This is a genomic window from Streptomyces daghestanicus, assembly GCF_020521275.1.
GTDB lineage: Bacteria > Actinomycetota > Actinomycetes > Streptomycetales > Streptomycetaceae > Streptomyces > Streptomyces griseoviridis.
This window is the reverse complement of sequence record NZ_BNDX01000002.1, coordinates 1,095,898-1,109,163: the sequence shown is the minus strand read 5'-3', so window position 1 is coordinate 1,109,163 and position 13,266 is coordinate 1,095,898. Positions and strand designations below refer to the sequence as shown.

The following is a 13,266-nucleotide window of genomic DNA, read 5'->3' as shown; positions in this document are numbered from 1 at the left end:
TCGCGCTCACGCGCTTCTCGCCGTGCCTAGGAGTGATTACCGGATGCTGCGCACAGAACTGATTCGGCCCCTGCCCGAGACTCTGATCGAACACGCCGCCCGACTCGGCGGGAAAATCGCTTTCGCCGACGCCCGGCGTCAGGTCAGCTACGCCGAACTGGAGCTGCGGACCCGGTTCATCGCGGGACACCTGACCGGGTTGCGCGTGCATCCGGGCGACCGGGCGGCGCTCTACCTGGGCAACTGCGTGGAGATGGTCGAGAGTTACCTGGCCCTCACCCGGGCGAACGTGATCGGCGTCCCGCTCAATCCGCACTGCACCGACGCCGAGCTGGAGTTCTTCCTCTCCGACAGCGGCGCCCGCGTGGTGATCACCGACGCCACCCACGTCGAGCAGCTCCAGCGCGTGCTGGGAGACGCCGAGTACCCCCGGATCGTCGTCACCGGCGATCGCCGGGTCCCGGCCGGGACGGTGGCCTTCGAGGCCCTGGCGGGCGCGGAGCCGGAGACCGGTGCCCGGGACGACCTGGGCCTCGACGAGGTCGCCTGGATGCTCTACACGTCGGGGACCACCGGAAAGCCCAAGGGGGTGCTCTCGACCCAGCGCAACTGCCTGTGGTCGGTGGCCGCCTGCTACGTGCCGGTGCCCGAACTGACCGCCGACGACCGGGTGCTGTGGCCCCTCCCGCTGTTCCACAGCCTGTCGCACATCGCGTGCGTGCTGGCGGTCACCTCGGTCGGCGCCACCGCGCGGATCACCGACGGGTACTCGGCCGACGAGATCCTGTCCGTCCTGCGCGAGGAGTCGCCGACCTTCCTCGCCGGCGTGCCCACCATGTACCACTACCTGGTGCAGGCCGCGCAGCAGCAGGGGGTGCGGGCTCCGGACCTGCGGGTCGGCCTGGTCGGCGGGGCGGTGACCACCCGGTCGCTGCGCGCGTCCTTCCAGGAGACGTTCGGCGTCCCCCTGCTGGACGCCTACGGCAGCACGGAGACCTGTGGTTCGATCACCATCAACTGGCCCACGGGGGCTCGGGTCGAGGGGTCGAGCGGCCTGCCGGTGCCCGGACTCAACGTGCGCCTCGTCGACCCGGAGACCGGACGTGACGTGTCGGCCGACGAGGAGGGCGAGGTCTGGGTCAGCGGCCCCAATGTGATGGTCGGTTACCACAACCGGCCGGAGGAGACCGCGCAGGCGCTGCGCGACGGCTGGTACCGCACCGGTGACCTGGCCCGCCGTGACGAGGCCGGCTACTTCACCGTCACCGGCCGGATCAAGGACCTCATCATCCGGGGCGGCGAGAACATCCACCCGGGTGAGATCGAGGACGTGCTCCGGGGAGTGCCCGGCGTGGCGGACGTCGCCGTGGCCGGCAAGGCCCACGACATCCTGGGCGAGGTCCCCGTCGCCTTCCTGGTGCCGGGTCCGGAGGGGCTCGACACGGACGCGCTGTTCGCGGCCTGCCGCGAACGGCTCTCCTACTTCAAGGTGCCCGAGGAACTGTACGAGGTCACGCGCATTCCGCGTACCGGTTCCGGCAAGGTCACCCGGCGCCTGCTGCTGGACCGGCCCGCCCGGCTGCGGGCCGCCGGCAGCAGTTCCTACGAGCACCTGTTCCGGGCCGACTGGCTGCCGCTGCCGCCGGAGGGGCCGGCCGTACCCGGCGCCAGCAGCGCACCGGCGGGCGCGGACCCGGCCGGTCCGCGGTGGGTGATCGCCGGTGAGGCCGGCGCGGACCTGGTCGCCGGCCTGGAGTCGGCCGGTGCCGAGGTGACGCACCTGGTCGACGGAGTGCCCCCCGCCGAGGCCGCGCCGGCCGATGTGGTGGTGGTGCCTGCGGGCGCGCCGGACGCGGAGCCGGCCGGTCTGGTGGCGGACGTTTCCGCCCGGGTCCGGGCCTGGCTGGCGCAGGAGTGGCCCTCCCCGGCGCGGTTGGTCGTCCTCACCCGCGGTGGGGTCGCCACCGGTCCGGCCGAGACGCCCCACCCCGCGCAGGCCGCGGTGGCGGGGCTGGTACGCGGGCTGCGGGCCGGACACGGCGACCGGCTCGTGCACGTGGACCTGGAGGCCGCGGCCGGCTCCGGTGGCACGCTGCCCGCGGAGCTGCTGCGTGCCGTGGCGGCGGGGGACGAACCGCAGGTGGCCGTGCGGGCCGGCAGCGTCGTCCGGCCGTCGCTGGAGCGGCTGGCCGTGCGCTCCGGCGGGGAGACGGTGTTCGGTCCGGCGCGTACCGCGGTGGTGGCGGGCGCGGACACGGTGGCCGGTGCGGCGGTGGCACGCCACCTCGTCACCGGTCACGGGGTCCGGCACCTGGTGCTGGTCGGTGACCGGGGCGAGGACGACCTCTCCGTCGCCGGCCTCGCGGCCGAACTGACCGGGCTCAAGGCGACGGTGACGGTGACCGGCTGCGATCTCACCGATCGCGCGGCGCTGCGTGAGGTGCTGACGGGCCTGCGCCGCCCGCTCGCCGGTGTGGTGCACGTCCCCTCCGGTCCCTTCCGGCTCGCGGCCGCGCAGGCGGCGGCGCTGGACGAGGTGACCGCCACCGTCGAGGGGGCGGCCCTGGTGCTGCTGCCCTCGGCCGCGGGCACGCTGGGTACGGCCCACGACCCGGAGGACGCGGCGGTGGCCGCGTACTGCGACGCGCTCGCGCTGCGGCGGCGGGCCGGGGGGCGGGCGGGGCTGTCGCTGTCCCTGGGACCGTGGGCCGACGAACCGGAGGCGACCCTGCCGTCGGGTGTGGGCACCCTGGCCCTGCGTGAGCTGCTGACCGTGGTGGACGCCGCGCTGATGTCCGGCGAGGCGGTGGTCAGCTCGCTGAAGCTCGACCCGATGACGCTGCACGGCGGCGACACCGTTCCGGCGGTGCTGCGCGGACTGATCGACACCTCGGCGGGGGCGTCGGCGGACACCGGGCGCGCGGAGGAGTTCCGGGCGCGGCTCGCCGGGCTGCCCGAGGCCGAGCGGCTGCACATACTCGTCACCGCGGTGTGCGACGCGGCGGCGGAGACCGCCGGGCGGGCCCGGGGCACCGTGTCCCCGCAGCGGGCCTTCAAGGAGATCGGCTTCGGCTCGCTCCAGGCCGTGCAGTTGCGGAACCGTCTGGTGGAGGTGACGGGTCTGCCGCTGCCGACCACTCTGGCCTTCGACCGCCCGACCCCTGGGGCGGTGGCCCGGTTCGTGCTGGACGAGCTGTCCGGTGGCGCCGAGGAGACCACTGCCGCGGCGGTGGAGGGCCGCGGTCCGGCCGAGGACGACCCGGTCGTGATCGTCTCCATGGCGTGCCGGCTGCCGGGCGGCATCGCCTCCCCCGAGGACCTGTGGACCTTCGTCGACCAGGGCCTCGACGGGATCACCGCGTTCCCCTCGGACCGCGGCTGGGACCTGGCGGGGCTGTACGACCCCGACCCCGAGCGGTCCGGCAAGACCTATGTCCGCGAGGGCGGTTTCCTCCAGGACGCCACCGGGTTCGACGCGGACTTCTTCCGGATCTCCCCGCGTGAGGCGCTGTCGATGGACCCCCAGCAGCGGGTGTTCCTGGAGACCTCGTGGGAGCTGTTCGAGCGTGCGAGCGTCGACGTCACCTCGCTGCACGGCAGCAGGACCGGGGTTTTCGCCGGCGTGATGAACCAGGAGTACGGCATGAGCCTCGCGGGCTCGGACGACGACACGGAGGGCTACCGGAGCACCGGGACGGCCTCCGCCGTCGTCTCGGGCCGGGTGGCCTACACGTTCGGGTTCGAGGGTCCGGCGGTGACGGTGGACACGGCGTGCTCGTCGTCGCTGGTGGCACTGCACCTGGCCGCCCAGTCACTGCGCTCCGGCGAGTGCGACCTGGCCCTGGCCGGCGGTGTCGCGGTGATGGCCCAGCCGACGTCCTTCGTGGAGTTCTCGCGGCAGCGGGGGCTGGCACCGGACGCCCGCTGCAAGGCCTTCGCCGCCGCGGCCGACGGCACCGGCTGGTCCGAGGGCGTCGCCCTCGTCCTCCTCGAACGCCTCTCCGACGCCCGCCGCAACGGCCACACCGTCCTCGCCGTCGTCACCGGCTCCGCCGTCAACCAGGACGGCGCCTCCAACGGCCTCACCGCACCCAACGGCCCCTCCCAGCAACGCGTCATCAACCAAGCCCTCGCCAACGCACACCTCCAACCCCACGACATCGACCTCGTCGAAGCCCACGGCACCGGCACCACCCTCGGCGACCCCATCGAAGCCCAAGCCCTCATCAACACCTACGGCCGCCACCGCGACCCCGACCACCCCCTCTGGCTCGGCTCCCTCAAATCCAACATCGGCCACACCCAAGCCGCCGCAGGCGTCGCCGGCATCATCAAAACCGTCCTCGCCCTCCACCACCGCACCATGCCCCGCACCCTCCACATCGACCGGCCCACCCCCCACGTCGACTGGTCCACCGGCACCGTCCAACTCCTCACCCAACCCCGCCCCTGGCCCCACACCACCCGCCCCCGCCGCGCCGCCGTCTCCGCCTTCGGTGTGAGTGGGACCAACGCGCACGTGATCCTGGAGGAAGCACCCGCCACCCCCGACACCACCGACACCACCACCCACGACGAACCCGACACCACCGGACAGGTCATCGACTGGCCCCTGTCCGCCGCCACCCCCCAAGCCCTCACCGACACCGCCCGACGCCTCCTCCACCACCTCGAACAACACCCCCACCACACCCCCACCCACATCGCCCACCAACTCACCCACCGACCCCACCACCACCACCGCGCCGTCATCACCGCCACCCACCACGACGACCTCCACCGCGCCCTCACCGCCCTCACCACCAACACCCCCGACCCCGCCCTCACCACCGGCACCCCCACCACCACCGGCAAAACCGTCTTCGTCTTCCCCGGCCAAGGCACCCAATGGGCCGGCATGGGCGCCACCCTCCTCGACACCCACCCCGTCTTCACCCACACCATCAACGCCTGCGACACCGCCCTCGCCCCCCACCAGAACTGGACCGTCACCGACGTCCTCCGCCAAACCCCCGACGCCCCCACCCTCGACCGCGTCGACGTCGTCCAACCCGTCACCTTCGCCGTCATGACCGCCCTCGCCCGCATGTGGCAACACCACGGCATCCACCCCGACGCCGTCATCGGCCACTCCCAAGGCGAAATCACCGCCGCCCACATCGCCGGCGCCCTCACCCTCGACGACGCCGCCCGCATCATCGCCCTCCGCAGCCAAGCCATCGCCCGCCGCCTCGCCGGCCACGGCGCCATGATGTCCGTCCCCCTCCCCCACACCGAACTCACCCCCTGGACCACCCCCCACCAGCACACCATCGACATCGCCACCATCAACGGCCCCACCACCACCGTCATCGCCGGCGACCCCACCACCATCGACCACCTCCACACCCAACTCAACAACCACAACATCCGAGCCCGCAAAATCCCCGTCGACTACGCCTCCCACACCCACCACGTCGAACAACTCCACGAAGAACTCACCCACCTCCTCCACGACATCACCCCCCACACACCCACCACCCCCATGTACTCCACCACCGACACCACCTGGATCACCGGCCCCCACCTCAACGCCGACTACTGGTACCGAAACCTCCGCCAGACCGTCCACTTCCACACCGCCACCACCACCCTCGCCGACACCGGCCACCACACCTTCATCGAAATCAGCCCCCACCCCGTCCTCACCCCCGCCATCCAGGAAACCCTCACCCAACACACCACCAACCCCACCACCACCATCCCCACCCTCCGCCGCAACCAACACGAACCCACCACCTTCCACACCGCCCTCGCCCACCTCCACACCCACACCCACCACACACCCACCTGGCACACCACACCCACCCCACCCACCACACCCCACACCCCCCTCCCCACCTACCCCTTCCAACACCACCACTACTGGCCGGAGCCCGCGACCCCGGACTCCGCCACCGTCGCCGACCCGTACGAGGCGCGGTTCTGGGAGGCGGTGGACCGGGCGGACGTGGAGGCGCTCACCAGCACGCTGGACGTCACCGGCGAACGGGAGCGCGAGGTGGTCGCGTCCGCCCTGCCGGCCCTGACCGACTGGCGGCGGCGCACGCGGCACGAGCACGCCGTGGAGTCGTGGCGGTACCGCGTCGTCTGGCGCCGGCTGGGGGTCGTCACCTCGGACCGGTTCTCCGGCACGTGGCTCACGGTCGTTCCCGCCGGCTTCACCGAGGACGCCCGGGTGACCAGGACCCTGGACGCCCTGCGGGGCTACGGCGCGGACTGCGTGGTGCTGGAGACCGCGGACGACGACCGGACGGCGGTGGCCGACCGGCTGGCGGCCGAGGGAGTGGCGTCCGCCGGGTACAGCGGTGTCCTGTCGTTCCTCTCCCTGGACGAGCGGCCGCACACCGGCTTCCCGGCCGTGCCCAACGGCCTGATGCTGCTGGCCGCTCTGGTACCGGCGCTGGCGGACCTCGGTGTCACCGCGCCGCTGTGGTCCGTGACGATGGGCGGGGCGGAGGCGGAGGACGGTCCGTGGATCGGCCCGTCGGACGCGCTCACCTGGGGGTTCGGCCTGGTGGCCGGGCTGGAGTACCCGCGGCTGTGGGGCGGTTCGGTGGACCTGCCGGCGGAGCCGGACGAGCGGGTGCTGCGGTACCTCGCCGGTGTGCTGCGCGGTCAGGGGGACGAGGACCAGGTCGCGATCCGTCCCTCCGGTGTGTTCGGGCGGCGGCTGGTGCGGGCGGCGTCGGACGGGCCCGCCGGACGGCGGACCTGGACGCCGCGCGGGACGGTGCTGATCACCGGCGGTACCGGCGGTGTCGGCGGGCAGATCGCCCGCCGGCTGGCCGCCACCGGCGCGGAGCACCTGCTGCTGGTGAGCCGTGGTGGCGCGGAGGCCGAGGGCGTGCGGGAACAGGTGGCCGCGCTGGAGGAGTCGGGTGCCGCCGTGACGGTGGCCGCGTGCGACGTGGCCGACCGGGACGCGCTGGCCGCCGTGATCGAGGCCGTACCGGACGACCGGCCGCTGACCGCCGTCATCCACGCGGCGGGCGCGGGCCAGCAGAGTTCGATCGCCGAGACCTCGCCGGAGGAGTTCTCCCGCATCATCGCGGGCAAGGTGCTCGGCGCCCGGAACCTGGACGACGTGCTCGGCGACCGGACACTCGACGCCTTCGTGCTGATCTCGTCCAACGCCGGGGTCTGGGGCGGTGGCGGCCAGGGCGCCTACGCCGCGGCGAACGCCTTCCTCGACGCGGTGGCCCGGCAGCGGCGTGCCCGTGGCCGCACGGCGACCTCGATCGCCTGGGGCTCCTGGGCAGGAGCGGGACTCGGTGCGGTGGACGGTGCCGCCGAGCGGCTCGCCCGGCTGGGTGTGGTCGCCATGGATCCGGAGCCGGCCCTGCGGGCGCTGGTGCACGCGGTGGAACACGACGAGACGACCGTGTCGGTCGCCGACATCGACTGGTCCCGGTTCGCCCCCGGCTTCACCGCCGCCCGGCCCAGCCCGTTGCTGAGCGAACTGCCGGAGGTGAACGCGGCGTTGCGGGAGCTGGACGGTGCGGCGGGCGGTGACCGGTCCGGTTCGGACCTGGCCGGCCGGCTGGCCGAGCTGTCCGAGGGGGACCGCGAGGCCGCGGTGCTCGACGCGGTGCGGACCCACGCGGCGGCCGTGCTGGGGCACCGTGACACCACGAACGTGGCCGCGGAGACCGCGTTCACGGACCAGGGTTTCGACTCCATGACGTCGGTGCAGTTGCGCAACGCCCTGGTCAAGGACTTCGGGCTACGGCTGCCGACCACCCTGCTCTTCGACCACCCGACGCCGCGGGCGCTGGCCCGGTTCGTGCTGGACGAGCTGTCCGGCGACGCGGAGGAGGCCATCACCCCGGCCAGTGCCGGTCCGGCCGAGGACGACCCGGTCGTGATCGTCTCCATGGCGTGCCGGCTGCCGGGCGGCATCGCCTCCCCCGAGGACCTGTGGGAGCTGCTGGCCTCGGGCGGGGAGGCGCTGTCCGACTTCCCGACGGACCGCGGCTGGGACATCGACGCCATCTACGACCCCGAGCCCGGGGTGCCCGGCAAGACGTACACCCGCAGGGGCGGTTTCCTCGACGGCGCGGGGGACTTCGACGCCTCGTTCTTCAAGATCTCCCCGCGTGAGGCGCTGGCGATGGACCCGCAGCACCGGGTCTTCCTGGAGAGTTCCTGGGAGGTCTTCGAGCGGGCCGGCGTCGATGTCACCGCGCTGCGCGGCAGCCGGACGGGGGTGTTCGCCGGTGGGTTCCACACGGGGTACACCATCGGCGCGGATCTGATCGGGGAGGGGGTGGACGGTTACACGTCGCACAACAACCTGCCGAGTGTGCTGTCCGGCCGGGTGGCCTACACGTTCGGGTTCGAGGGTCCGGCGGTGACGGTGGACACGGCGTGCTCGTCGTCGCTGGTGGCACTGCACCTGGCCGCCCAGTCGCTGCGCTCCGGCGAGTGCGACCTGGCCCTGGCCGGCGGTGTCGCGGTGATGGCGCGGCCGTCGACGTTCGTGGAGTTCTCGCGGCAGCGGGGGCTGGCCGCGGACGGCCGGTGCAAGGCGTTCGCCGCCGCGGCCGACGGCACCGGCTGGTCCGAGGGCGTCGCCCTCGTCCTTCTCGAACGCCTCTCCGACGCCCGCCGCAACGGCCACACCGTCCTCGCCACCGTACGGGGAAGCGCCACCAACCAGGACGGCGCCTCCAACGGCCTCACCGCGCCCAACGGCCCCTCCCAGCAACGCGTCATCCGCCAGGCACTGGCCAACGCGGGGCTGCGGCCCAGGGACGTCGACGCCGTCGAGGCGCACGGCACCGGCACCGTGCTGGGCGACCCCATCGAGGCACAGGCGGTGATCAGCACCTACGGGCAGGACCGGGAGCCGGGACAGCCGCTGTGGCTGGGTTCGCTCAAGTCCAACATCGGCCACACCCAGGCGGCCGCGGGCATGGCCGGTGTCGTGAAGTCTGTGCTGGCCATGCGCCACGGTGCGCTGCCGCGGACCCTTCACGTGGACGCGCCGACACCGCATGTCGACTGGTCGGCCGGCGAGGTACGGCTGCTGACCGAGGAGGTGCCCTGGCCGGAGGCGGACCGCCCGCGGCGTATCGGCATCTCGGCCTTCGGTGTGAGTGGGACCAACGCGCACGTGATCCTGGAGGAAGCACCCACCACCCCCGACACCACCGACACCACCACCCACGACGAACCCGACACCACCGGACAGGTCATCGACTGGCCCCTGTCCGCCGCCACCCCCCAAGCCCTCACCGACACCGCCCGACGCCTCCTCCACCACCTCGAACAACACCCCCACCACACCCCCACCCACATCGCCCACCAACTCACCCACCGACCCCACCACCACCACCGCGCCGTCATCACCGCCACCCACCACGACGACCTCCACCGCGCCCTCACCGCCCTCACCACCAACACCCCCGACCCCGCCCTCACCACCGGCACCCCCACCACCACCGGCAAAACCGTCTTCGTCTTCCCCGGCCAAGGCACCCAATGGGCCGGCATGGGCGCCACCCTCCTCGACACCCACCCCGTCTTCACCCACACCATCAACGCCTGCGACACCGCCCTCGCCCCCCACCAGAACTGGACCGTCACCGACGTCCTCCGCCAAACCCCCGACGCCCCCACCCTCGACCGCGTCGACGTCGTCCAACCCGTCACCTTCGCCGTCATGACCGCCCTCGCCCGCATGTGGCAACACCACGGCATCCACCCCGACGCCGTCATCGGCCACTCCCAAGGCGAAATCACCGCCGCCCACATCGCCGGCGCCCTCACCCTCGACGACGCCGCCCGCATCATCGCCCTCCGCAGCCAAGCCATCGCCCGCCGCCTCGCCGGCCACGGCGCCATGATGTCCGTCCCCCTCCCCCACACCGAACTCACCCCCTGGACCACCCCCCACCAGCACACCATCGACATCGCCACCATCAACGGCCCCACCACCACCGTCATCGCCGGCGACCCCACCACCATCGACCACCTCCACACCCAACTCAACAACCACAACATCCGAGCCCGCAAAATCCCCGTCGACTACGCCTCCCACACCCACCACGTCGAACAACTCCACGAAGAACTCACCCACCTCCTCCACGACATCACCCCCCACACACCCACCACCCCCATGTACTCCACCACCGACACCACCTGGATCACCGGCCCCCACCTCAACGCCGACTACTGGTACCGAAACCTCCGCCAGACCGTCCACTTCCACACCGCCACCACCACCCTCGCCGACACCGGCCACCACACCTTCATCGAAATCAGCCCCCACCCCGTCCTCACCCCCGCCATCCAGGAAACCCTCACCCAACACACCACCAACCCCACCACCACCATCCCCACCCTCCGCCGCAACCAACACGAACCCACCACCTTCCACACCGCCCTCGCCCACCTCCACACCCACACCCACCACACACCCACCTGGCACACCACACCCACCCCACCCACCACACCCCACACCCCCCTCCCCACCTACCCCTTCCAACACCACCACTACTGGCTGAAGACGGACGGCACGGCCACCGACATCGGTGCGGTGGGCCTGGACGGCAGCGGGCATCCGCTGCTCGGCGCGGTCGTACGGCTTCCGGAGTCGGACGCGGCCGTGTTCACCAACCGCGTCTCCCTGCGCACCCAGCCCTGGCTGGCCGAGCACGCCCTCTCCGGGACGGTGCTGGTGCCGGGCACCGCGCTGCTGGAACTCGTGGTCCGCGCGGGTGACGAGCTGGGGGCGACCGCGGTGTCGGAGCTGGTGGTCGAGGCGCCGCTGACGCTCCCGGAGACCGGCGGGACACAACTGCGGGTCTTCGTCGGCGAGGCCGACGACACCGGCCTGCGGCCGGTCACCGTGCACTCGCGCGCCGACGACGCCGACGTGGACGCGGCCTGGACCCGGCACGTCGCCGGACAGCTTCACACCGAGCCCCGCCCGGCACCCGCCGCCGGCCCGGAGAGCTGGCCGCCCGCCGGCGCCGAGCCCGTCGCGGTGGACGGCTTCTACGACGCACAGCGCGCGGCCGGCTACGAGTTCGGCCCGCTGTTCCGGGGCCTGCGGGCCGTCTGGACGCGGGGCGAGGAGGTCTTCGCCGAGGTGGAGCTGCCGGACGACACCGACCTCTCCGCCTTCCTGCTCCACCCGGCGCTGCTGGACTCGGCCCTGCACGCCGCCGCGTTCCTGCCGAGCCGGCGCGGCGAGGAGACACCGGCCCGGCTGCCGTTCGCCTGGAACGACGCCGTGCTGCACGCGACCGGTGCCACCGCCCTGCGGGTGCGGGTCAACCCGGTGGGCGCCGACGACATCGCGGTGGAGGCGACCGACCCGACGGGCGCCCCGGTCGCCTCGGTCGGCAGGCTCGTCACCCGTCCCGTCGACACCGACCGGGTCGGCGCCGGGGCCGGCGTCGCCGACATGCTGTTCACCACCGGCTGGACCCCGCTCCCGGTGGACGGCGCGCGACCGCCGGCCGAGCCGGAGCCGGACACCGTGCTGGACCTGACGGACGACCGCGCCGCGGACGAGGACCTGCCCCGGCGCTCCAGGGACCTGGTCACCCGCGCGCTGGAGGCGATCAAGGCGCACCTGGGCGCGGCCGAGCCCACCGCCCCGCTGGTGATCCTCACCCGCGACGCGCGGCACGACCCGGCCATGGCCTCGGTGTGGGGACTGGCCCGGGTGGCGCAGTCGGAGAACCCCGGGCAGGTGGTTCTGGCCGACGTGGACGACACGGCCGCGTCCCGGGCGCTGCTGCCCGCCGCGGTCGCCACGGGCGAGCCGCAACTGGCCCTGCGCGACGGTGCCGTCCTTGTACCACGGCTGACCCGGCTGCGGTCCGAGGAGACCGGACCGGTCGGACTGGACGCGGAAGGCACCGTGCTGATCACGGGAGGCACCGGCACGCTGGGCGCACTGGTCGCCCGGCGGCTGGTCACGCACCACGGTGTACGGCACCTGCTGCTCACCAGCCGGCGCGGCTCCGACGCACCGGGGGCCGGGCGGCTGCGCGACGAACTCACCGCCCTGGGCGCCACCGTGACCGTCGCGGCCGCCGACATCGGTGACCGCGCGGCGGTCGCCGGCCTCCTCGCGGGCATCCCGGCGGACCACCCGCTCACCGCCGTGATCCACAGCGCCGCCGTACTGGACGACGGAGTGCTCACCTCGCTCGACGCCGAGCGGGTCGACAGGGTCTTCGGCCCGAAGGTCGACGGCGCCTGGAACCTGCACCTGCTCACCGAGCACCTGGGCCTGTCGGCGTTCGTCCTGTTCTCGTCGGCCTCGGGCACGCTGGGCAACGCGGGCCAGGGCAACTACGCCGCGGGCAACGGGTTCCTCGACGGTCTGGCCGCCTACCGCCGACGGCTCGGGCTGCCCGGGCTCTCGCTGGCCTGGGGCCTGTGGGAGCAGGCCAGTGAGATGACCGGCGCGCTCCTGGACGGCACGCGCGGGCACCTCAAGCGGGAAGTGCTCGCGATGAGCGACGAGGAGGGCCTGCTGCTCTTCGACGCCGCGCTGCGCGGGGACGGCTCGGCTCAGGACCCCTCCGTGGTGGTGCCGGTCAAGCTCAGCCTCACCGCGCTCCGGCAGTCCGCGAACCCGCCCGCCGTGCTCGGGGACCTGGTGCCCCGCACCCGGCCCACCGCACGGCAGGCCGCCGCCGAGCCGTCGGACTCCTTCCTCGACCGGCTGCGCCGGGTCACCGCGCCGGAACGGTCGAAGCAGCTCCTCGACATGGTGCTCGCGCACACGGCGGCCACGCTGGGCCACGCGGCGCCGGGGGCGGTCGACGGACGCCAGGCCTTCAAGGACCTGGGCTTCGACTCGCTGGCCGCCGTCGACCTGCGCAACCGCATCGGCGCCAGTACGGGTCTGCGGCTGCCGGCGACCCTGGTGTTCGACTACCCCACCCCCACCGCGCTCGCCCGTCACGTGGAGCAGCAGCTCGGCCTCGGCGAGGAGGGGGGCGGCGACTCGGGTGTGGACGGCACGGCCGCCGCGGTCCTCGCGGAACTGCACCGGCTGGACGCCTCGCTCGACCGGCTGCTGCTGGAGCCCGACGACCGCGCGGAGGTGGCGGACCGGCTGCGCAAGCTGGCGGCCAAGTGGCACGGCTCCGGCGCTGCGGCCGACTCCGACCTGGAGCTGGCGACCGACGAAGAGATCCTGCGGCTCGCGGAAGCCGAACTGGACCTGCCCCAGGCCCCGAACGCGTGAAGGAGTCC

Annotated in this window: 1 protein-coding gene; it reads left to right on the top strand. The window is 73.2% G+C overall.

Going from position 1 to position 13,266, the window contains the following annotated elements; genetic code table 11:
* Positions 1–43: 43 nt before the first annotated feature.
* Complete coding sequence (locus Sdagh_RS04830) at positions 44–13,258, top strand: type I polyketide synthase (protein WP_226534575.1); 13,215 nt, start codon at positions 44–46, stop codon at positions 13,256–13,258.
* Positions 13,259–13,266: the final 8 nt, after the last annotated feature.